The organism is Ruegeria sp. SAZD013 (assembly GCF_059612525.1).
Genome location: NZ_JBXWQT010000020.1, coordinates 697524 through 719592, shown reverse-complemented (window position 1 = coordinate 719592; position 22069 = coordinate 697524). Strand labels below are relative to the sequence as shown.

The 22069-nt window shown below is 59.1% G+C and carries 23 protein-coding genes and 1 tRNA gene; 11 read left to right on the top strand and 13 right to left on the bottom strand.

The features are described 5' to 3' along the window. The first annotated feature begins 203 nt into the window (after window positions 1-203). The 5 genes from argS (at window position 204) to scpB (ending at window position 5530) form a co-directional block, all read left to right on the top strand. Entirely contained in the window at window positions 204-1949 is a 1746-nt protein-coding gene (gene argS / locus AC2FLU_RS09795; RefSeq protein WP_496808728.1) for an arginine--tRNA ligase, read from the top strand. An 88-nt stretch (window positions 1950-2037) separates the two neighbouring features. Then, entirely contained in the window at window positions 2038-3102 is a 1065-nt protein-coding gene (locus tag AC2FLU_RS09790) for an SPOR domain-containing protein (RefSeq protein WP_496714801.1), read from the top strand. Continuing rightward, on the top strand, window positions 3099-4106 hold the full coding sequence (nagZ, locus tag AC2FLU_RS09785) for a beta-N-acetylhexosaminidase (protein ID WP_480517370.1): 1008 nt from the start codon (window positions 3099-3101) through the stop codon (window positions 4104-4106). The genes AC2FLU_RS09790 and nagZ overlap by 4 nt, the downstream gene beginning before the upstream one ends. Then, window positions 4096-4890: a segregation and condensation protein A gene (locus AC2FLU_RS09780; protein WP_480517368.1), complete on the top strand. Its 795-nt coding sequence runs from the start codon at window positions 4096-4098 to the stop codon at window positions 4888-4890. Before nagZ ends, AC2FLU_RS09780 begins: the two co-directional genes overlap by 11 nt. Then, on the top strand, window positions 4883-5530 hold the full coding sequence (gene scpB / locus AC2FLU_RS09775; RefSeq protein WP_496808729.1) for an SMC-Scp complex subunit ScpB: 648 nt from the start codon (window positions 4883-4885) through the stop codon (window positions 5528-5530). The genes AC2FLU_RS09780 and scpB overlap by 8 nt, the downstream gene beginning before the upstream one ends. A 93-nt stretch (window positions 5531-5623) precedes the next feature. Here the strand turns inward: scpB and AC2FLU_RS09770 are convergent, their stop codons facing one another. From AC2FLU_RS09770 to AC2FLU_RS09735, 8 genes are all read right to left on the bottom strand, one after another. Next, complete coding sequence (locus AC2FLU_RS09770; protein ID WP_480553890.1) at window positions 5624-6703, bottom strand: 2'-deoxycytidine 5'-triphosphate deaminase; 1080 nt, start codon at window positions 6701-6703, stop codon at window positions 5624-5626. Window positions 6704-6764: 61 nt separating this feature from the next. Beyond that, a tRNA-Pro gene (locus AC2FLU_RS09765) sits at window positions 6765-6841 on the bottom strand. A gap of 61 nt (window positions 6842-6902) precedes the next feature. Further along, window positions 6903-7508: a MerR family transcriptional regulator gene (locus tag AC2FLU_RS09760; RefSeq protein WP_496808730.1), complete on the bottom strand. Its 606-nt coding sequence runs from the start codon at window positions 7506-7508 to the stop codon at window positions 6903-6905. 18 nt (window positions 7509-7526) lie between these two features. Then, the gene (ihfA, locus tag AC2FLU_RS09755; protein WP_209503673.1) at window positions 7527-7829 is read right to left on the bottom strand and encodes an integration host factor subunit alpha; all 303 of its coding nucleotides are present in this window, start codon (window positions 7827-7829) and stop codon (window positions 7527-7529) included. Between the two features lie 96 nt (window positions 7830-7925). Then, window positions 7926-8897 carry a beta-ketoacyl-ACP synthase III gene (locus AC2FLU_RS09750; RefSeq protein WP_480473245.1) on the bottom strand — a complete coding sequence of 324 codons (972 nt, stop codon included), beginning with the start codon at window positions 8895-8897 and terminating at the stop codon, window positions 7926-7928. A gap of 22 nt (window positions 8898-8919) precedes the next feature. Then, window positions 8920-10008, bottom strand: coding sequence for a phosphate acyltransferase PlsX (gene plsX, locus AC2FLU_RS09745; protein WP_480473243.1), 1089 nt, complete (start codon window positions 10006-10008; stop codon window positions 8920-8922). Window positions 10009-10032: 24 nt separating this feature from the next. Next, window positions 10033-10239, bottom strand: a complete 207-nt coding sequence (gene rpmF, locus AC2FLU_RS09740; RefSeq protein ID WP_008756996.1) for a 50S ribosomal protein L32 — start codon at window positions 10237-10239, stop codon at window positions 10033-10035. Between the two features lie 205 nt (window positions 10240-10444). Next, a complete protein-coding gene (locus AC2FLU_RS09735) occupies window positions 10445-10981 on the bottom strand; it encodes a YceD family protein (RefSeq protein WP_480517364.1) in 537 nt (178 codons plus the stop codon). An 85-nt stretch (window positions 10982-11066) separates the two neighbouring features. Between AC2FLU_RS09735 and AC2FLU_RS09730 the strand changes: the two genes are divergently transcribed. The 3 genes from AC2FLU_RS09730 to AC2FLU_RS09720 all read left to right on the top strand — a co-directional run bounded on the left by AC2FLU_RS09730 (window position 11067) and on the right by AC2FLU_RS09720 (window position 14258). After that, window positions 11067-11540: an outer membrane protein assembly factor BamE gene (locus AC2FLU_RS09730; RefSeq protein WP_480517362.1), complete on the top strand. Its 474-nt coding sequence runs from the start codon at window positions 11067-11069 to the stop codon at window positions 11538-11540. Window positions 11541-11640: 100 nt separating this feature from the next. After that, on the top strand, window positions 11641-12381 hold the full coding sequence (locus AC2FLU_RS09725; RefSeq protein WP_480473237.1) for a GNAT family N-acetyltransferase: 741 nt from the start codon (window positions 11641-11643) through the stop codon (window positions 12379-12381). A 68-nt stretch (window positions 12382-12449) separates the two neighbouring features. After that, a complete protein-coding gene (locus AC2FLU_RS09720) occupies window positions 12450-14258 on the top strand; it encodes an ABC-F family ATP-binding cassette domain-containing protein (protein WP_480517360.1) in 1809 nt (602 codons plus the stop codon). Here AC2FLU_RS09720 and AC2FLU_RS09715 read toward each other — a convergent pair. Beyond that, window positions 14255-14803, bottom strand: coding sequence for a sugar O-acetyltransferase (locus tag AC2FLU_RS09715; protein WP_496808733.1), 549 nt, complete (start codon window positions 14801-14803; stop codon window positions 14255-14257). The genes AC2FLU_RS09720 and AC2FLU_RS09715 overlap by 4 nt on opposite strands. 9 nt (window positions 14804-14812) lie before the next feature. Continuing rightward, complete coding sequence (locus tag AC2FLU_RS09710; RefSeq protein ID WP_480553728.1) at window positions 14813-15568, bottom strand: 3-hydroxyacyl-CoA dehydrogenase; 756 nt, start codon at window positions 15566-15568, stop codon at window positions 14813-14815. A 220-nt stretch (window positions 15569-15788) separates the two neighbouring features. Between AC2FLU_RS09710 and AC2FLU_RS09705 the strand changes: the two genes are divergently transcribed. Further along, window positions 15789-16493 (top strand): hypothetical protein, encoded by a 705-nt coding sequence (locus tag AC2FLU_RS09705; protein ID WP_496811956.1) that lies wholly within the window; start codon window positions 15789-15791, stop codon window positions 16491-16493. A gap of 78 nt (window positions 16494-16571) precedes the next feature. Here the strand turns inward: AC2FLU_RS09705 and tyrS are convergent, their stop codons facing one another. Beyond that, on the bottom strand, window positions 16572-17825 hold the full coding sequence (gene tyrS, locus AC2FLU_RS09700) for a tyrosine--tRNA ligase (RefSeq protein ID WP_480473227.1): 1254 nt from the start codon (window positions 17823-17825) through the stop codon (window positions 16572-16574). 305 nt (window positions 17826-18130) lie between these two features. On the opposite strand from tyrS, the gene AC2FLU_RS09695 reads away from it, so the two are divergent. Next, on the top strand, window positions 18131-19225 hold the full coding sequence (locus AC2FLU_RS09695; protein ID WP_480517764.1) for an anhydro-N-acetylmuramic acid kinase: 1095 nt from the start codon (window positions 18131-18133) through the stop codon (window positions 19223-19225). 27 nt (window positions 19226-19252) lie between these two features. Here AC2FLU_RS09695 and AC2FLU_RS09690 read toward each other — a convergent pair whose 3' ends face one another. Further along, on the bottom strand, window positions 19253-20029 hold the full coding sequence (locus tag AC2FLU_RS09690) for an extensin-like domain-containing protein (protein WP_496808735.1): 777 nt from the start codon (window positions 20027-20029) through the stop codon (window positions 19253-19255). Between the two features lie 90 nt (window positions 20030-20119). Then, the gene (locus AC2FLU_RS09685; RefSeq protein WP_267367608.1) at window positions 20120-20539 is read right to left on the bottom strand and encodes a cupin domain-containing protein; all 420 of its coding nucleotides are present in this window, start codon (window positions 20537-20539) and stop codon (window positions 20120-20122) included. Window positions 20540-20624: 85 nt separating this feature from the next. Between AC2FLU_RS09685 and AC2FLU_RS09680 the strand changes: the two genes are divergently transcribed. Beyond that, window positions 20625-22043, top strand: coding sequence for a protein adenylyltransferase SelO (locus AC2FLU_RS09680; RefSeq protein WP_496808736.1), 1419 nt, complete (start codon window positions 20625-20627; stop codon window positions 22041-22043). Window positions 22044-22069 lie beyond the last annotated feature (26 nt).

The window sequence follows — 22069 nt, the reverse complement described above, 5'->3', positions numbered from 1 at the left end:
GGGTTGATTGGTGCCTTGCGCAGGCGGGAAGCGATGATCAGAAGCCGTACGACAGACAGCCCGCAGGGTATTTGAAATCTCTGACAGTGGAAATCCGGGCGAGATTGGCAGACATTGGGCGCAAACCAAGTCCAAACATTAGGCGTCCATTGACCTTGCCGTGATGCGTGGTAAACCGCCGGGCAAGCAAAAGGACATCCGAAATGAACCTGTTTTCCGAGATCCGCGGCCTTGTACTGGACGCGCTGGCGCAGATGCAGTCCGAAGGCGCGTTGCCCGAGGGGCTGAGTTTTGACAACGTGGCGGTCGAACCGCCGCGCGACGCGGCGCATGGCGACATGGCGACAAACGCGGCGATGGTGCTGGCAAAACCGGCCAGGATGAAACCGCGTGACATTGCCGAGGCATTGGCAGGGAAGCTGGAGGCGGATGACCGGATCGCCAGCGCCGATGTGGCGGGTCCCGGTTTTCTCAATTTGCGGCTGGCGCCGTCGGTCTGGCAAGGTGTGCTGGCGGCCGTGCTGGAGAAGGGCACCGATTATGGCCGCTCGACTATGGGTCATGGGCAGAAGGTCAACGTTGAATATGTTTCGGCCAACCCAACCGGTCCGCTGCACGTGGGTCATACACGGGGTGCGGTATTCGGTGACGCTCTGGCAAGCCTGCTGGCCTATTCGGGCCATGATGTGACCCGCGAGTACTACATCAACGACGGCGGCGCGCAGGTGGATGTGCTGGCGCGCTCGGCTTACGAACGCTATCGCGAGGCCAATGGTCTGAGCCCCGAGATTGCCGAAGGTCTTTATCCCGGCGACTACCTGATCCCAATTGGGGAAGCGTTGAAAGAGAAATACGGCGACAGCCTGATCGACAAGCCGGAAAGTGACTGGCTGGAAGAGGTACGTGAGTTCTCGACCGACGCGATGATGGATCTGATCCGTGCTGACTTAAAAGCGCTGGGCGTTGAGATGGATGTGTTCTTCTCGGAAAAATCGCTCTATGGCACCGGTCGGATCGAGGCCGCATTGCAATCGCTGACTGACAAGGGTCTGATTTACGAAGGCGTGCTCGAGCCGCCGAAGGGCAAAAAGCCCGAAGATTGGGAGCCACGCGAACAGACGCTGTTCAAATCGACCGAACATGGCGATGATGTGGATCGCCCTGTCAAGAAATCAGATGGCAGCTGGACCTATTTTGCCCCGGATATTGCCTATCACTATGACAAGGTGTCCCGTGGTTTTGACGCGCTGATCGACGTGTTTGGCGCGGACCATGGCGGCTATGTCAAGCGGATGAAGGCGGCTGTTTCGGCACTGTCCGACGGTGAGGTGCCGCTAGATATCAAGCTGACGCAGCTGGTGAAGCTGTGGAAGAATGGCGAGCCGTTCAAGATGTCCAAGCGTGCAGGGAACTTTGTCACTCTGCGCGATGTGGTCGATCAGGTGGGCCCGGACGTGACGCGGTTTGTTATGCTGACCCGCAAGAACGACGCGCCGTTGGATTTCGATTTTGACAAGGTTCTGGAACAAAGTCGCGAGAACCCTGTATTCTACGTTCAATACGCACATGCCCGTGTCATGAGCGTGCTGCGCCGCGCGGCCGAGGCTGGAATTGCGGTTGATGATGCGACCCTTGCAGGCGCCGACCTGAGCAAAAACGATCATGCCTCGGAACTGGTTGTTGCCAAGAAGCTGGCAGAATGGCCGCGGCTGGTCGAGATTGCGGCGCGGACCAATGAACCGCACCGGGTCGCATTTTACCTTTATGAACTTGCAGGCGACTTTCATGCGTTGTGGAACAAGGGTAATGACGAGACGCAATTGCGTTTCATCCAGGATGGCGATGTTGCCACAAGCCAGTCAAAAATCGCTTTGGCCCGGGCCGTTTCTGTTGTGATTTCAGCGGGCTTGGGTATTCTTGGCGTTACTCCGGCGCAGGAGATGCGGTAACAAATATCGCCCGAACCGCCGGTACGAGGTAGGCAAGAAATGACCCGCGGGCCTTATTTTCAGGCGTGAAACGGGCAGTGAGGCGGACATGGCGAGTTACGATTACTCGGGGCATCAAAGCCCCGGGCAGATTCATTACCCGAATCAAGCGCATTCTGATGATGTGTATGATTTTCCCGAAGATATGCAGGAAGATGACGCGCCGCGAGGCTCGTTTGGTCTGGGCAGGGCAGTCAATTTCCTGGGGGCTGTTGCTTCCTTGGCGCTGGTCGCCGGTGTCGGGGTCTGGGGCTATCAACTGATCATGCGCGATGTCAGTGGCGTGCCGGTTGTCCGCGCCGCCGAAGGGCCGATGCGTGTGCAACCGGAAAATCCGGGTGGAACACCCGCCGATCATCAGGGCTTTGCCGTGAATGCCGTCGCCGCCGAAGGCAGTGCCGCGGCACCGGCTGACCGGTTGATCCTTGCGCCGCGCCCGGTGTCCCTTACGGAAGAAGACCTGCCCGCCGGAGAACTGAAGCCGACCCCTGCGCTGCATGTGATCGAAGAACCGATCACCACGCAGGAAGCCGCGCGCCTGCGCCAGAACGCAGTAGATGCGCTGGTTGCGGAATTGGCGGGTGCGGCAGCAGAAACGCAGCAAGAATTCGAAGACGGTGTGCAACTGGCATCGCTGACCACCCCCGACGAAGAACCCGCCATTGACCCGGCAGATTTTGCTGCGGCCTTGCCAGACCCAAGTTTCGCAGAGTTGCCGGGTGTGCGCCGATCGTTGCGCCCTGTGACGCGTCCGGCACGGTCGACCCGCAGTCAGGTCGCACCCAGCGAGAATTCCGAAGACGCCATTAATGCAGCGGTGAAAGCTGCGGTTGGGGTGGATGTTGATCCGGATACACTGGCCAAGGGGACCCGACTGGCGCAGCTTGGGGCTTATGACAGCACGCAAGTGGCACAGGCCGAGTGGGACCGTTTGAATGGTCAGTTTGGTGAGTATATGTCGGGAAAACAGCGCGTTATTCAGAAAACCTCAAGCGGTGGGCGGACCTTCTACCGCCTGCGCGTTCTGGGGTTTGAAGATCTGAGCGACTCGCGCCAATTCTGCGCCGCTCTGGTCGCGCAAGGCGCTGACTGTATCCCGGTGGCCGTGAGGTGAAGTTCGGAGCAGCGATCACAGATGCTGAAGGACTGCGCCTGACGCAGGAGGAAAGAGACCTGTTTCGCCAGATGAACCCGTTTGGGTTCATTCTGTTCGCCCGCAATATTGAAAGCGCCGATCAGGTGCGCGCCTTGTGTGATGATTTCCGAGAGGCTGTTGGGCGCAACTGCCCCATTACCATTGATCAGGAAGGAGGGCGCGTACAGCGTTTGCGCGCACCCTTGGCCCGCGAATGGCTGCCCCCGCTGGATCATGTGACCAGGGCGGGTGATCAAGCGGAACGCGCCATGTACCTCAGGTACCGCCTGATTGCGGATGAGCTGTTTGGTCTGGGCATCGACAGCAATTGTGCCCCTATGGTCGATGTGGTGCGGCCCGAGACACACGCGTTTCTGAAAAACCGCTGTTATGCCTTTGATCCTGAGCAGATTTCCAGGATCGGCAGGGCTGTGGCGCAGGGCCTTCTTGATGGGGGCGTTCTTCCGGTTCTCAAGCACATTCCCGGCCATGGCCGTGCCACTCTGGACAGTCACCATGACCTGCCGCATGTTGATTTGCCGCTGGAAGAGTTGGAATACAGCGATTTCGCGCCGTTCCGTGCCTTGAACGACCTGCCGATGGGGATGACCGCGCATCTGGTCTTTGATCAGATAGATCCCCGGCCGGCCACCATTTCCGCGGCCATGATGGGTCTGATCCGAGACAATATCGGCTTTGGCGGGCTGATTATGACCGACGATATCTCGATGAAGGCGCTCAGCGGGGCGTTGACGGACCTCTCCCGCCAATCTTTGCAGGCGGGCTGCGATGTAGTCCTGCATTGCAATGGCAGTTTTTCTGAACGTGCCGCTGTAATGGAAACTGCCGGAGAAATGTCGGATGTGGCACAAGCCCGCGCAGAACGGGCGCTGGCGATGCGCAAACGCCCGCGGGAACTTGACATCCAAGCCGCCGAAGCGGAACTATCTGCCCTAATGGGCGGGCAGGTATATGAACGATAATCTTTTTAGCGAAGACCCTGTCTCGGTCGCGGATCGTCTTGCGGCCGAAGCGCTGATTGTTGATGTCGACGGGTTCGAAGGCCCGTTGGACGTTCTGCTAACTCTATCACGCACGCAAAAAGTGGATCTGCGCAAGATCTCGGTTCTTGCGCTGGCGCAGCAATATCTGGCCTTTGTTGAAAAGGCGCGTGCGCTGCGCATTGAACTGGCCGCCGATTATCTGGTCATGGCGGCGTGGCTGGCCTTTCTCAAGTCCCGTCTATTGCTCCCGCCAGATCCGGATGACGATGGGCCATCGGGGGAAGAACTGGCCGCGCATCTGGCGTTTCAACTTGAACGCCTGCAGGCAATGCGCGACGTCGCTGCGCGGCTGATGGCCCGCGACCAACTGGGTCGTGATTTTTTCAAGCGCGGGCAGGGCGAGGACGTAACCCGCATCCGCACCGTAACCTATTCCGCCACGCTGCTGGATCTGATGCAGGGATATGCCCGTATTCGCACCCGTGACGAGTTCCGCCCCTTTGTGATGGACCGCGACTCGGTGTTTACGATGGAGCAGGCACTGGAGCGGATGCGCCCGCTGATCGGTTTTGCGGGGACGTGGACCGATATGGAAACCTATCTGCCCGATGGTTGGGATACTGACCCGGTGCGCCGCAGGTCGGCGACGGCTGCGACCTTTGCGGCCTCGCTGGAACTGGTGAAAGAAGGACATATGGAGATCAAGCAGAGCGAGACATTCGCGCCGATCCATTTGCGCAAGAGGACCCAGACACGTGACTGACGCCCCAGAAGAAACCGGCACCCTGTTCGAGGCGCCACCATTGGCGGAACAGGAGCGTATGGTCGAGGCCGTTTTGTTTGCCAGCGCCGATCCGGTGACGATTACCGACCTTGAGGCGCGGATGCCGCATGGAAGCGACGCCGCACAAGCCGTTGAGTTGCTTCAGAGACGTTACGAAGGGCGCGGCGTGCGCGTGGTGCGTGTTGGAGAGGCATGGGCGATCCGTACGGCCCCTGATCTGGGCTTTCTGATGCAAAAGGAAACGGTTGAAACTCGTAAACTCAGCCGGGCCGCGATCGAGACATTGGCCATCGTTGCCTATCACCAACCCTGCACCCGCGCCGAGATTGAGGAAATTCGCGGCGTGTCAGTCTCTCGCGGGACGATTGATCAATTGCTAGAGATGGAGTGGATCAGGCTGGGCCGTCGTCGCATGACACCGGGTCGTCCGGTGACATTTGTGGTGACGTCCGAATTTCTGGATCATTTTGGTCTGGAGAACGCCCGCGACCTGCCGGGTCTCAAGGAATTGAGGGCTGCGGGTCTGTTGGAAAACCGGCCTCCACCGGGGGCTATCCCTCTGGGCGAGGGGCGCGAGGACGAAGTGGACGAGGACCAGTCGGAATTGTTTGAGGAATAATAACCCGGACAGGTCACTACGGGTCAGGCGCGGAACCTGCGACAGGCAACGTGGGTTATCCGGCACGTGCACCGTTGCAAGAAATTCTGAGGATTAGCCGGCCGCTTTGAAGTGCTTGGACAGCTTCAGGCCTTGGCCCTGATAGTTCGATGCAATCCCGGCACCATATAGCTGCGTGGGCATTTCAGCCATTTTCTCATAGACAAGGCGCCCGACCACCTGTCCGTGCTCCAGCACGAAAGGCGCTTCGTGGCATCGCACCTCAAGCACGCCTCGCGACCCGGCCCCCCCGGCGGCTGCATGGCCAAAGCCGGGATCGAAGAATCCGGCATAATGCACCCGGAATTCACCAACCATGGCCAGATAAGGTGCCATTTCGGCGGCATACATCGGCGGGATGTGTACCGCCTCGCGGCTGACAAGGATATAGAATGCGCCGGGGTCAAGTATGATGCGGCCGTCCTTGGTGCGCACTTCCTCCCAATAGTCCTGGGGGTCGTATTCGCCAATTCGGTCCAGATCGATTACCCCGGTATGGGGCTTGGCGCGATAACCGACCAGATCGGTATCGGGCAGTTGCAGATCGACCGAAAAGCCAAGACCGTCCTGAATCACAGCAGGGCCGTCTACCAACGGCGATTCGGCGTGCAGGGCGGTCAGTTCGGCGTCAGACAAGACAGCCTGACCCTGACGGAAACGAATCTGGTTCAGACGCATACCGGGCCGGACCAGAACCGAAAACGAACGTGGACAGATCTCGGCATACAGCGGGCCCTTATAGCCCGCAGGAACGCGATCGAATTCTGTGCCACCATCGGTGATGGTACGGGTCAGAAGGTCAAGCCGCCCGGTCGAGCTTTTGGCATTGGCGACGGCGGTTACGCCACTGGGTAGGGCAAGTGATTCCATCAGGGGCACCAGATAGACGCAGCCCTTTTCCAGAACAGCGCCGTCCGAGATGTCGATGCGGTGCATTTCGAACTCGGCCAACCGATCCGTAACGGTCCGTCCTTCGCCCGCGAGGAACGAGGCGCGCACCCGGTAGGCCACTGTTCCCAAACGCAAATCAAGGCTGGCTGGCTGAATTTGCGCTGGCAGGACATCGGGGTTGGCGGCAATCTCTCCGCGCGCGATCATTGCTTCGATTTGCTGGTTCGCGCAAACACCTGTCATCTCGATCCCCTCATGTGCCAGAGCGGGATCTGGCCTTTGTGCCATAAACGTCGGTGTGATTTGGTCGGGCTAGCAGGACTCGAACCTGCGACCTTCCGTCCCCCAGACGGACGCGCTACCAGGCTGCGCCATAGCCCGACGTTGGGCCGTTCATAAAGATTTTCCCGGCAGGGGCAAGAGGAAAACACTGCCTTTCTTCCTAACCCGTCGCCTGTGTTTCAACACGATCCAGCCAGCGGCGCAGGTCTTTTGCAATTGGTGCAATCCGGCGCAGTAGTTCGTCGTCAAACTCGGCGCGCTTCCACGTCAGCGACGCGATCCCACCCATCAGGGGCGTAGTGTTCAGGTCTGGCTGTGGTTCTTGTTCTGACGCAGTCGCGGGAAGTGCGTCGGCCTGCACGCCTTCGTTCACCGGCTGCTCGGCCGGTTCGTCTAGATCCATAAGGATTTGTTCGGTGGCGGCAGCGGGTTTCGGTTCGAACGGCACCACTTTGCCCTGAACGGGTTCAATCAGGGCAGGGCCCGGTTCGTCTAGAGGCGGAGACAGTGCTGCGACATGTGCAACGCCTTGCTCGCGCAGGATGCGCTGCACACCTTTGATTGTGATCCCGTCCTCGTGAAGCAGTTTCTTGATGCCGCCCAGAAGACGCATGTCATTGGGGCGGTAATACCGACGCCCGCCCGCGCGTTTGACCGGTTTGACCTGAGTGAAGCGGCTTTCCCAGAAACGCAAAACATGGGCCTGAACACCAAGCCAATCCGCTACTTCACTGATCGTGCGAAACGCGTCGCGGGATTTGCTCATATCCGCGTGACCCTGGGGTTACTTGCGATTCCCGACGGCGACGCGATCTTTCATAAGATGCGACGGGCGAAAGGTCAGTACGCGGCGGGGCTGTATCGGAACCTCTTCGCCGGTTTTAGGGTTGCGTCCGACTCGCGCGGTCTTGTCGCGAACACTGAACGTACCGAAGGACGAGATTTTCACCTGCTCACCACGCACCAGAGCGTCGGACATGTGGTTCAGAACGCTTTCGACCAGCTGCGCACTTTCGTTGCGCGAAAGCCCAACTTCGCGAAAGACGGCCTCGCTCAGATCCATTCGAGTCAGTGTATTGTCGCCCATGTCATTTCCCCTGTTGCTGTCAAAGCATATGGGTATGGCAAATTCGCTGTCAATATCAATGAATTGCAAGCAGCTGTGTAAGCTGGATTGCGCCGGTTACCAGCGCAGAACCACCGCGCCCCAGGCCAGACCGCCGCCAATTGCTTCGGTCACGATCAAGTCGCCGGGTTTGATCTGCCCGCGTTGTTTACCAACCGACAGTGCCAATGGGATGGATGCAGCCGAGGTGTTGCCGTGATCCTGAACGGTCACAACCACGTTTTCCATCGGCAGGCCCATCTTTTTGGCCGTGCCCTGAATGATGCGAATATTGGCCTGATGAGGAACAATCCAGTCGACGTCAGCACTGCTCAGCCCCGCGCGGCTCAGGGCTGTTTCAGCCGTTTTGGTAAGCTTTTCAACGGCATGTCGGAAAACCTGATTGCCCTGCATGCGCAGATGCCCGGTGGATTGGGTCGAAACACCCCCATCGACATAAAGCAGGTCCTTGTAGCGCCCGTCCGAGTTCAGATCGGTTGCGAGTATGCCGCGATCCGCAGCGGTGCCTTCGCCATCCTGCGCTTCGAGTACCAAAGCGCCGGCACCATCCCCGAACAGAACACAGGTCGAGCGGTCGGTCCAGTCCATAATCCGGGAAAAGGTTTCGGCACCAATGACCAGCACGCGTTTGGCCTGACCGGACAAGATCAACGCATTTGCGTTGCTGAGAGCGAAAACGAATCCCGCGCAGACGGCCTGTACGTCGAAAGCAAACCCCTTGGTCATACCCAGCCGGGCCTGAACCATGGTCGCGGCAGAAGGAAAGGTCAGGTCCGCGGTCGAGGTCGCCACGACGATCGCGTCAATATCATCCGATGTCAGGCCCGCATCGGCCAGGGCAGCCTCGGCAGCTTTGGTGGCCAGGTCCGACGTCGTTTCGTCATCGGCAGCAAAATGGCGGCGTTCGATCCCCGACCGGGTTCTGATCCACTCATCCGTTGTGTCCAGCGTTTTCTCAAACTCGGAATTTGGAACAATACGTTCCGGCAAATAATGCCCGACACCTACTACAACTGAACGGCCTGCCATTTTTGGGGTACTGCCTTTTTTGTTATTTATCGGTCTGCGGCGCAGCTTGCGCGGCATCTTGTGCAAGCTGGGCCGTGGATGCAACCCGCGCAGCTAATTTTTCGGCAAAGCCGGACCGTGCCAGAGTAAAGGCCAGTTTGATCGCTGCCGACACTCCGGTCGCATCTGCCCCGCCATGGGATTTAATAACAGTCCCGTTCAGACCCAGAAACACGCCACCATTCACACGCCGCGGATCAATGCGCTTTTTCAGGCGCTGTAGTGACGTAATGGCCAGGACCGAAGCCAATCGCGACAACGGAGAGTATTTGAACGCCTCACGCAGAAGATCTCCGATCAGCCTGGCTGTGCCTTCGCCCGTTTTGATCGCAACATTGCCCGTAAACCCATCTGTAACAATGACATCTGCCTTGTCGCCGGGAATGTCGCTGCCTTCGACAAAGCCAACAAACTCGAAATTCGCCTGTTCGGCGTATTCCGAAATCATGGCATGCGCTTCTTTCAGTTCGGCCCGGCCCTTATGCTCTTCGGTGCCAACGTTCAGCAACCCGATCCGGGGGCGGTTCAGGGCCATGCCGTTGCGCGCATAAGAAGCGCCCATCAGGGCGAATTGCAGCAAATCCTTGGCGTCTGCGCGCACATCGGCGCCCACGTCCAGCATTACATTGAACCCCTGCGGGTTGCGCGAAGGCCACAGGATCGCGATTGCGGGGCGGTTCACGCCCGGCAATTTGCGCAGACGCATCATCGAAAGGGCCATAAGGGCACCGGTGTTTCCGCAGGACACCGCGCCATGGGCTTCACCCTGACGAACCGCTTCCAGCGCGGACCACATCGAGGTCTGCTTGCCGTTGCGCACGACCTGGCTGGGCTTGTCTTCCATCGTGACAACGTCGGGGCAATCACGAAAAACGACGCGCCCTTCAAGGACACGTCGTTTGGCAACCAGCTTGCGCAATACCTGTTCGGGCCCGTGCAGCAGGAACCCGATATTCGGGTTCTTGCCAGCCGATTTTGCCAGACCTGCAACGACGACAGCGGGACCTGCGTCCCCTCCCATTGCGTCAACCGAGATGGTGATCCGTCCGGCGTGCGTGGGCTGATCGTTCATGCCTTGGCCTGCGCTCAATCAGGCTTAGGCTGCGTCTTCGTCCAGATCGATTTCGTCGGCCTGTGCGACGACTTCGCGATCGTCATAGTGGCCGCAAGAGGCACAAACGTGGTGCGGGCGTTTCAGCTCGCCGCAGTTCGGGCATTCGTTCGGGTTTGCAGCAACCAGAGCGTCGTGTGCGCGGCGGTTGTTGCGACGCGACTTGGAAACTTTGTTCTGTTGGACGGCCATGGTCTCAACCTTTGTCTGACTGGGGGCCGCAGATTCGCTGCCGACCCGGGTTTCGTAGTTCGTTTATCGTGGTTTGACGCGCGTTTAGGCGACGGGCCCCGCAATGTCCAACCCAAAATCCGATGAGCGCGAGAAAATACTGCGATTCTCGGCATGTTCAAGCGATTTTTGTGACCGCCTGCTATGACAGGAAATCTGGCACCTGTCACTCGTCTTTTTTTAGCACATCGCGCAGTCCTGCCAATCCTGCAAAGGGTTTGGCATCGTCATCCGTCATCGCCTGTTTGCCCGGTTCTGTGTAGGCAGCTTGGCCCAGTTCCGCGCCGTCTTTACGCGGATATTGTGGCAAAGCCAGAGACAGGGCCTCGACCATGACAAGGGCCGGATCAATTTCAGGCCCCAAAGGTTCAGATTCGTCATCTTCCTGGATTTCGAACTCTGGATCATCTGGGTCTGCCCAATCCGCAAGAAAAGTCCGGTGCACTGGTATGTCGATCCTTGTCGTCACCGGTTCCAGCGTCACTACGCAAGGTTGGATGACAGTTGCACCGAGTTTCCCGTTTAGAACCCAGTCCCGTTTGCCCTGCGCCCTCAGTTCGCCCGAAAAGCTGAGTTTGCGCAGCCCCAGCAGCCCAAGGTCTTGCCTGATCTGCTCGAGCGCGGTGGTTGCGGGGCGCAGATCGAACGGTGTCGGGGCGTTCTGCGGCAGGTCAGACACCCGAAATGATGTCGTGTTGCTCATTCGTGAGCCTTTCTATGTGTTGAACCGTGGCAGCGGTTTATGTAATCGGATAGAAGCCGAAGAAGGCCAAGGCAAGAGGGTGCAGATGTTGAAGGTAGTGAACCGGTTGAAACCAACTGCGAAATCGCTTGTGTTTGTTGCCTGTCTGGCTGCGACCGGGGCTTGTACGGCTATCTTCAAGAATCACGGCTATGTGCCACCGGCCGAAGAACTGGCGGAAATCAAAGTAGGCGTAGACACGCGGGACAGTGTGCAAGAGGCTATCGGCGCGCCGGGCGCATCCGGCGTGGTTCGGGATTCGGGCTATTACTATGTCCGCTCTCGCGTGCGTCACTACGGTCCGAAACGGCCCGAGGTGGTATCCCGCGAACTGGTTGCCATCAGTTTTGATCAGCGCGGTGTCGTCAGAAACATCGAACGCTTTGGTCTTGAAGACGGGAATGTGATTGCTCTGGAGCGCCGCGTTACCGATTCCAACGTTCAGGACAAAGGCTTCCTGCGTCAGCTGCTAGGCAATATCGGCAACTTCAACCCGGCGAACATTCCGGGCGCCAACTAATTTGCGCCTAAACCTTGCGGTGGTCACAGGGCAGTCACATGTCTTGTGCTAATGGTGTCGTACCGACGCCTGAGGGTCGGCAACCGTGGAGGGCGCGACCGTGGCAACGGCAGTTTTGTTAAGCAAGGGGCGCTATCGCGCCAGACTGGCGCAGTCGCCCGAGGATATCAGAACAGCTCAGGCATTGCGGACCTTGGCTTTTGGCACAGAGCAACCGGACTGCGACGAGTTTGATGCACGCTGTAGCCATATCCTGGTCGAGGATATGCGCTCGGCAGAACGGCTGGTCTGCTGCTTTCGGATGCTGACCATGGATAGTGGCGGCGAGATCGGGCGAAGTTATTCGGCGCAGTTCTATGACCTGACCTCGCTCGAAGGCTTCAAAGGTCGGATGGTCGAAATGGGACGATTTTGTATCCATCCTGATCACAGCGACCCCGACATCCTGCGTGTCGCCTGGGGTGCAATGACGGCCTACGTTGATCGGAACAACGTCGAGATGCTGTTTGGATGTTCCTCTTTTGCCGGTACCGAAACAGAGCAGTATCTGGATGCTTTTGCGATGCTAAAACATCGCCATCTGGGCCCGAAACGTTGGTTGCCGCGCGTGAAGGCTCCGGATGTGTTTCGTTTTGCCGCGCGTTTGCGGCGCAGACCGGATTCTAAAAAGGCAATGCTGCGGATGCCGCCTTTGTTGCGGACCTATCTGATGATGGGCGGTTGGGTCAGCGATCATGCGGTGGTGGATCGCGACATGAACACGCTGCACGTTTTCACAGGGGTGGAAATCGGTGCGATCCCCCCGGCGCGCAAACGTCTGTTGCGGGCGGTGGCCGGGTAGATTGAGTATTTTTGAAAAGATGAAGACGGGGCGTTGACGCAATGTGTCAGCCGGTTTAGCTGGCGGGCATGGCGAGAATTCCTTTGTTGCAGATGTCCGGCATTTCCCTGACTTTCGGGGGTGACCCGGTGTTTTCCGAACTGGATCTGGTGGTTCAACCCGGTGATCGTGTTGCGCTGGTGGGGCGAAACGGGTCCGGAAAGTCCACGTTGATGAAAGTGATGGCCGGTCTGGTCGAGGCGGATCGGGGCGAGATTGTCGTGCCGCCCGGGAAATCCGTTGGCTATATGGAGCAAGATCCGACGATGGAAGGCTTTGCCACGTTGGGAGATTACGCATCCTGCGGGTTGGAGCCGGGAGAACTTTACAAAGTTGAACGGGCCGGTGAAGGGTTGAAGTTCGATCCTTCACGCGCGGTTGAGACCGCTTCGGGCGGAGAGCGGCGGCGGGCGGCACTGGCCAAGCTGATGGCCGAAGCACCGGATCTGATGTTGCTGGACGAGCCGACCAACCATCTGGATATCGAAGCCATCGCGTGGCTGGAACGCGAACTTGGCGCGAGCCGAGCGGCCTTTGTGCTGATCTCGCATGACCGAGCCTTTTTGAGGGCTCTGACGCGGGCAACGCTTTGGATTGACCGGGGGGCTGTTCGGCGACAGGAGCAGGGTTTTGAAGCCTTTGAGGCCTGGCGGGACAAGGTCTGGGAGGAAGAGGACCAGCAACGCCACAAGCTGAATCGCCTGATCAAATCTGAAGCGAAATGGGCGGTTGAGGGCATTAGCGCCCGACGCAAACGCAACCAAGGCCGGGTGCGGGCCTTGCAGGCGTTGAGAACTGAAAAGGCGGGGCAGATCAAACGTCAGGGTTCGGCTGCAATGGCGCTGGAGGCAGGGCCAAAATCGGGCCGCAAGGTCATTGAGGCCAAGGCGCTGGCCAAAGGATTTGGCGACAAGCAGATCGTTCGGAACTTTGATCTGCTGGTACAGCGCGGTGACCGGGTGGCCTTTGTCGGGCCGAACGGTGTTGGAAAAACAACGTTGCTGAAGATGCTGCTGGGGCAGGTGGAGCCGGACGCGGGCTCGGTATCTCAGGGGACGAACCTTGAAATCGCGGTATTCGATCAGAACCGCGCCCAACTAGACCCTGAGATGAGCCTGTGGGACAGTCTGACCGGCGATCCGGCTATGCGGGTGTCGGGCAAGGCCGATCAGGTGATGGTGGGCGGGCAGCCCAAACATGTTGTAGGGTATCTCAAGGAATTTCTATTTGACGAACGGCAGGCCCGAGCAGCCGTCAAGTCCCTGTCCGGTGGGGAAAAAGCCCGATTGCTTCTGGCCAAGCTGATGGCGAAACCCTCGAACCTATTGGTGCTGGACGAACCGACCAACGATCTGGATGTCGAGACGCTGGACCTGCTGCAAGAGCTTTTGGACGATTACGACGGCACCGTTCTGCTGGTTAGCCATGACCGGGATTTTCTGGACCGCGTGGCGACAACCACCATCGCGATGGAGGGTAACGGACAGGCGACAGTTTATGCTGGCGGTTGGTCGGATTACATCGCACAGCGCGGTGATGTGATCGAAAAAAGTGTAGAAAAAGCAAAGCTTTCAAAGCCAAAGGTCAAGCAGGAAGAAAAGCCGAAATCCGGCTTGTCCTTCTCGGAGAAGCACCGGCTGGAGAAACTGCCTGCCGAGATCGCGCGCCTAGAGGCCGAGATTGCCAAGCTGGAAGAGTTGATGTCCGATCCCGAGCTGTTCACGCGTGAGCCGGTGAAGTTCCAAAAAGCGACCGAGGCGTTGGTTGAGCGGCAGGAGAAACTCTCGGCCGCTGAAGAGGAATGGCTGACGCTCGAAGAGAAAGCTGAAAGCGTTTAGAGGGCCAGACGTCTTGCTGGATTACCTGCCACGGTTTCTCTGGCGGGGACATCTTTGGTGACGACGCTGCCTGCGCCGATTGTGGCGTAGTCGCCTATGGTTATGCCGGGCAACAGGATCGCTCCGCCGCCAATCCAAACCTGCCTGCCGATGTTGACGGGCAGGCCGACTTCCAGCCCTTGTGCCCGATCAGCAGGGTCCTTGGCATGATGCGCGCAGTAAATCTGAACATTGGGGCCGAACATCGTGTCGTCGCCAACCCGAACGGGGGCCGTGTCCAGAACAACGCATCCGGCATTGAAGAAAACCCGACTGCCCAGATGGATGTTCATTCCATAGGCGCAATGAAAAGGGGCTTCGAGAAAACAGTCCTCGCCGACATGGCCCAGCAGCCCGTGCAGTTCCGGGGCCATCGCGCCGCGTGTATCGGGCGGACAGGTGTTGTGAGCGTGAACAGCCCGTCGTGCTTGCGCGCGCAGATCGTCCAACTCAGGATCGAGACAGCAATACCACTGCCCGGACTGCATTTTCTGGCGCTCCGACATGGAGCTGTCTTACCGCATCCGCAGAGCGCCGTCGATGCGGATGACCTCGCCGTTCAGGTAGCCCATTTCAACGATGAAACCGGCCAGTCGCCCGTATTCCTTGGGGTCACCCAGGCGGGCCGGGTTCGGGACATCTGCGGCAAGTTGTTGTTGCACGTCTTCAGGAAGGCCCGCCAGCATCGGGGTCATAAAGATTCCCGGCGCAATGGTCATGACGCGAATCCCGGTTGAGGCCAGGTCGCGGGCCATCGGCAGGGTCATGCCAACCACGCCGCCTTTAGATGCTGCATATGCCGCCTGTCCCTTTTGGCCGTCGAATGCAGCAATAGATGCAGTGTTGATGATCACACCGCGCGCCCCGTCTGGTTCGGGTTCGTTCTTTGCCATCTCGGCCGCAGCCAGCCTTGAGACGTTAAATGTGCCGACAAGATTGATGTCGATCGTGCGCTGGAACGCGTCCAGCGGGTGTGGGCCATCCTTGCCGACCGTTTTGATTCCATAAGCGATACCGGCGCAGTTCACAGTCGCGGTAATCTTGCCCATCCTGTCAATACCGTGGCGCACGGCAGCTGCGACCGAGGATTCGTCTGTTACATCCGTCAGCGCAAAATACCCGCCGATTTCGGAGGCGACTTGAGCGCCACGGTCCGCGTCACGGTCTAGAATAGTAACTTGTGCGCCCTGCGCGGCAAAGTGACGGGCGGTGGCTTCGCCCAGACCGGATGCGCCGCCGGTGACAAGAGCGGCTGTGGTGGACAGGTGCATCGGAACTCCTCCCTAAGATATGAACAACTGTTCAATAACTGCTTTGCAGGGGCTGTGTCCATATCTTTGAGCCCGAACGCCCAAAGGGGCGGCGCGGAATAACCGCTGCCGGGCCAATACACATCTTTAAGGCATCTTAATCCGCGCTTCACGAAAACGCGCCAGTTCGTGAACGAAGTAATCACAGCCATTGCGTGTTTTTTCGTCAGGAGGTTCCGATATGGTAAATAGTAAGAAACTAACACTGGGCGCTGTTCTGGCCGCGCCTGTCTTTGGGATTATGGTTGCCGGCAGTGCTGTTGCAGCGCCGGAAACCTGTAACTGGAAAACGGCTCGAAGTCTTGCGAATGCAGGCGACTATGCCGGGCTTTGCGAATGTGTTCAGGTGACCCCAAGCTTTCTGGACAGACTTCAGAAGAGACCGGATTTCGAGACAACGTTGAGCATTACCGGGGCGCAATGTCCGGGTCTGGCCGCTTTGCTGACAGACTTGCCAACGGCCAGCCTGTCCGGTCTGGCCGAGAATCGGGGTGAAAGCCGCGGTTCAGAATCCGGCGGGGCAGGGTTTGCGAATGCAGCTGGTCCTGACGGCCCCGGTGGTGGAGGAGAACCTGACAACGGCGGCGAAGAACCCGGCGGTGGCGGTGGGGAACCCGGCGATGGCGGTGGAGAACCCGGCGGCGGTGGCGGAGAACCCGGCGGCGGTGGCGGAGAACCCGGTGCTGGCGGTGGAGAACCCGGCGGTGGCGGTGGAGAACCCGGCGGTGGCAAAGGCAATAACGGCGGCGGCAAAGGTGGCGATAAGGGTAACAATGGCAGCGGCAACGGCGGCGAGGGCAGCAGTCCGGGTCGCGGAAACAATGCCAATGACGATGAGGGCGAAAGCGACAGACCCGGTCGCGGTGGCGGAAAGGGACGTCAGTAGTCTCGTCCACCCCAATATAGATACGGCCACCCAATCGGGTGGCCGTTTTCTGTTTTGCTGTCCAAGGTGAAAGGGGCGTCAGCCCAGTTGCACCAATGCGTGGCGTTTCTTGCCTGCACTCAGCTTGATCGGAGACGTCAATGCGCCCGCGTCGATCATCAAACCCGCATCCGTCAGCGGAGCGTCGTCCAGTTTGGCCCCGTTTTCGGCAATCAGGCGCTTGGCCTCTTTGCCGGATTTGGCCAGGCCTGATTTGACAATGATCTGGACGATGGACATGCCGTCGCCCAGCTCGTCCGCGCTGAGGGTCAGGGTGGGCAGATCGTCACCAACCCCACCTTTTTCGAACACTTCACGGGCCGTGGCCTCGGCCGTTGCCGCAGCTTGCGCCCCGTGGAGAAGGGCTGTCACCTCATTGGCGAGGCGGATTTTGGCCTCATTGATCTCGGACCCGGCAAGCGCACCAAGACGGTCACATTCATCCACCGGCAATTCGGTATAGAGCTTCAGGAACCGCCCGACATCCGCATCGGTGGTGTTGCGCCAGAACTGCCAGAATTCATAGGGCGAGCGCATCTCGGCGTTCAGCCAGACCGCGCCATCCTGCGATTTGCCCATCTTCTTGCCGTCGCTGGTAGTCAGCAGGGGTGAGGTCAGGCCGTAGATTTCGTGATCCAGCACCCGGCGCGTCAGGTCGATACCGTTGACGATGTTGCCCCACTGGTCGCTACCGCCCATTTGCAGAACACAGCCATAGCGGCGGTTCAGCTCCAGAAAGTCATAGGCTTGCAGGATCATGTAGTTGAACTCGAGAAACGACAGCGATTGCTCGCGATCCAGCCGGGATTTCACCGATTCAAAGCTGAGCATCCGGTTGACCGAAAAATGCCGCCCGATGTCGCGCAGGAAATCGAGGTAGTTCAGATCATCCAGCCATTCGGCGTTGTTCAACATCAGCGCCTTGTTTTCGGCATCAGTGTCGTAATCGATATAGGCCGCGAACACTTTCTTGATGCCCGCGATGTTTTCGTCGATCTGTTCGGGACCCAGCAGGGGGCGTTCATCTGCGCGGAACGAGGGATCGCCCACCTTGGTGGTGCCGCCGCCCATAAGGGTGATCGGCTGGTGGCCGGTCTTCTGGAACCAGCGCAGCATCATGATCTGAATCAGACTGCCCACATGCAACGACTTGGCCGTTGCATCAAAGCCGATATAAGCTGGCTTGCACCCACTGATCAGCGCGTCGTCAAGGCCCTGATAATCGGTGCAGTCGGCGAGGAAGCCGCGCTCGATCATCGTGGCGATGAAATCCGATTTGGGGTGGTAGGTCATATCGTGCCCTCGGGGTTTGTGTTGCGGGGCACTGTATAGGCGGCGCTGCGGATGAGGAAAAGCCACCTTTTCACTCTAAAACCGCGTGCCGTGATATGCGCGCGCAACTTGATGGCCGGGGTGTTGATCATGAAACGCGACGTCGGAAAAAAACCGACGCCCCCAATCAGAAGGCTTGCCAAGGCGGCATAACAAAAGCACCTTGACCAAGCTGCAACCCAGAGGTGAAGTCCAGAACCCCGGGCACGGCGGAAACATTGCCAGATCAGGAGGCAGGCGTGGGCCAAACCATCAAGAAACACGGAATGGTTCGGGCATTGGGCGCAATGTCCGGTACGTCGCTGGACGGGGTGGACGCTGCGGTGGTGGAAACCGACGGGCATTCCATCGCTGGATTCGGGAAAAGCGGCTATCGCGCCTATACCGATGCCGAACGCGAAATTCTGCGGGCGGCTTTGGGGCAATGGCACGGTCCACAGGTCGACGCGGCGGCTGAGATGGTGACCTTTGCCCATGCCGAAGCGCTGTCCGAGTTCGAAGATGTAGACCTGATTGGCTTTCACGGCCAGACTTTGGCGCATGAACCGCGCGGGCGCGGGACATTGCAGGTGGGCGATGGTCTTGGGTTGGCGCAGGCGCTGGGGCGCCCGGTGGTCTGGGACTTCCGAAGCGATGACGTGGCTATGGGGGGCGAGGGCGCTCCGTTGGCGCCGTTTTTTCACTTTGCCTGCGCCAAGTGGTTTGGCGCGGACCGCCCCTTGTGCTTTTTGAACCTGGGTGGTGTTGGCAACCTGACCTATGTGGACCCAAGCTTTGATGGTCCCGAGGCACCGGGGGCGCTGCTTGCCTTTGATACGGGGCCGGCGAACGCGCCGGTCGATGACCTCATGCAAGCCCGGTTGGGGCAGCCGATGGACCGGGATGGTGCGGTTGCGCGCAATGGCACCGTCGAAATGGGCGCGCTGGAGCTGTTTCTGGCTGAGCCTTTCTTCGCACGTATGCCGCCCAAGTCGCTAGACCGGAACGATTTCTCTGAGATGATCGACCTAGTGAAAGAACTGGGTGACGCTGACGCGGTGGCAACCCTGACCGGGATGTGCGCAGCGGGTGTGGTGCAGGGGATGGAACATTGTCCGCAGCCGCCGTCTTGCGTGCTGGTTACAGGCGGAGGACGGCGCAATCCGGTGTTGATGGAGATGCTGCGCGTATCCCTCGACTGCCCGGTCGAACCGGTCGAGGCGGTGGGGCTGGACGGCGACATGCTCGAGGCGCAGGCCTTTGCCTATCTGGCTGTGCGCGTGGCGCGGGGATTGCCAACCTCGTGCCCCGGAACAACCGGGGTGAAAGCGCTGGTGGGTGGCGGCATGGTCAGTTCAGTGAACGTTCAACCGGTGGGTTGAGGCTGCATACTGGTATTGGCTAACGCGTTATCGACACACAGGCTTGCCACTGCGACGGGCTGTGTCGAAGTGAAAATGCCCTTTGTGATACCGGTCAGCGTCAGGACCAAGAACAGTTCCGAACAGGCCACAGGCTCCGCTGTGCAACTCGTGCAACACGACGCTTTGATCGGTGTCGCTCCACCCGTCCTGAACGGTGATCTGCGTTCCGTCCTGCAACACGAAGGTCGAGATATCGATTGCCCGACCCCGCGCATGTTCGGAAATGCGCGCATAGGGCTGGTTGTTCTGCGTCTTGCAGGCATAGTGGCCAACAACCCGCATACCCTTGAGCCCACCCCCCAGATCGGCAAAGGCGGGTTTGGCGACGTTCTCGATCCATGTTTTCAGCGTGACGGCTGTCTGACAGTCCATCAGCGAGAACTGGCTGAGTGCAATGTCCGAAATTCTGTAAATCCGGACCGGGTTGGCGATGCCGCAACCCAGCGCTTTTCCAGCCAAAGACGTGCGGGTTTCGCCCAAGATGGTCCAGTCACCACAGACCGCCCCGCGGTCACGCATACGCTGACGACCCACTTCAAACTGGCGAAACTTGCAAGGGCGCAGCGCTGGGCGTTTCGAGGTCAGCACCGCAGGTTCGACAGTCCCGGTAGGTTCGATATGTTCGGTCGTGACTTCCTCCTGCAGATCGGGCAGTGCCAGTTCGGATGAAAGGCGGGATTCTGCACAGGCGGGCTCAGCGTTTGCAAGACAGGTACTTGCGAACAGAAGCAGAAGGACCAGAAAGATGCGTTTCACAATCACCCGATGCTCCGATACCTGCGGTTGCGTTGACAGAATGATAAATGGGTAACTTTCTGTAAACTCACCTTTTCAGAGCATCCCCAGATCAGCTTATCCCCGAGGGATATCAAACCCAGGTTCTGCCAGTTGGAACCCATCGAATTGAAATCCGGGAGAAACTGTACAGCTGACCAGCGTGTAATCACCGGTGCTGCGCGCGGCCTGCCAATGGCCGTTGGGAACAATCAGTTGCGGTGCGCCCCGAGACAAATCGGGCGACAGCACATGGTCAACCGCCGGACCCTTGTCTGTTGCACTCAAGGACAGGATCAGTGGCGCGCCCGCGTGGTAGAGCCAGATCTCGGTCGCGTCTACCCGGTGCCAGTGGCTGCTTTCCCCCGCTTGCAGCAGGAAGTAGATGCAGGTGCCGGTCGGGCGGCCCTTGTTCTCGGCACGCCAGGTTTCCGCGTACCAGCCGCCCTCGGGGTGAGGTTGCAGGTTCAGGCGGTCGATGATCTCTTGTGCTGTCATGTGGCCCCCGTGTGTTTGGCGCAATTATGCACGGCAAGGTGTGATCCGCTATGGTATTCGTGCGCACGGGGAATATGTATGCCGCATGACACTGACCATTCCATTCGATAACTCATATGCCCGCCTGCCGGACGCGTTTTTTGCACGACAGAATCCGGTGCCTGTACGCGCGCCCAAGTTGATCGCGTTCAATGATGATCTGGCACGGCTGTTGCAGGTCCATCCGGGCGACGTGCAAGAGATGGCGGAAGCCTTTGCAGGTAATCGCATCCCCGATGGTGCGGACCCCATCGCGCAGCTTTATTCCGGGCATCAGTTTGGCCAGTACAATCCGCAGCTTGGGGACGGACGCGCGGTGCTGTTGGGCGAATCTGTCGGAACGGATGGCGTGCGGCGGGATGTTCAGCTGAAAGGCTCGGGCCCGACGCCGTTTTCGCGTCGAGGCGACGGCAGGGCTTGGCTGGGTCCGGTTCTGCGCGAATACGTGGTATCCGAGGCGATGCACGCGCTGGGCATTCCGACAACACGCGCGCTGGCGGCGGTAGAGACGGGTGAAACCGTGTTCCGGGAGGGTCCGATGCCCGGTGCGGTGCTAACCCGGGTTGCAACCAGCCATCTACGGGTAGGCACCTTTCAGGTCTTTGCAGCGCGGGGGCAGTTGGACAATCTGCGGCGCCTGACAGACTACGCAATCGCGCGCCACTATCCCGGGGCCGAAGGGCCAATGGGTCTGTTGCGGGCTGTGCGGGATGCGCAGGCACGCCTGATCGCTCAGTGGATGAGCGTGGGTTTCATCCATGGGGTCATGAATACCGACAATTGCTCGATTACAGGTGAGACCATCGATTATGGCCCCTGTGCCTTCATGGATGTTTATCATCCCAATACGGTCTACAGCTCGATAGATCGGATGGGCCGTTATGCCTATGCCAACCAGCCAGATATAGCAGTGTGGAATCTGGCGCAGCTGGCAACCTCTCTGATTCAGCAGATGGACAACAAGGACGCCGCTGTTGAGCAGGCGACCGAGATCGTGCATGCCATGCCGGACCTGCTGCAACAGAACTGGTTGACCCGGTTCCGGGCAAAGATCGGGCTGACGACCGCTGAAGAAGGCGATCAGGCGCTGATCACCGATTTGCTAAAACGTATGGCCGAGGGGCAGGCTGATTTCACCAACACCTTCCGTGCGCTGGGCAAAGATACCGTGCGCGATCAGTTTGTCGATCCACAGGCCTTTGACAGTTGGGCAGAAGGCTGGCGTGCGCGTTTGGCGCGTGAGGCCTCGCCGCATGAAGTGATGACCGCAGCGAACCCTGCCTATATTCCGCGCAATCACCGTGTCGAGCAGATGATCCAATCAGCGGTGGCGGGGGATTACCAGCCGTTCCATCGGCTGAACGCTGTCCTCGCGCGGCCTTACGACGATCAGGCAGATGCGGAGGATCTCAAACGGCCCCCGGCTGATAACGAGGTCGTGCACGCCACGTTCTGCGGTACGTGACGGTCAAACATCTCTGGTAGTCTCTC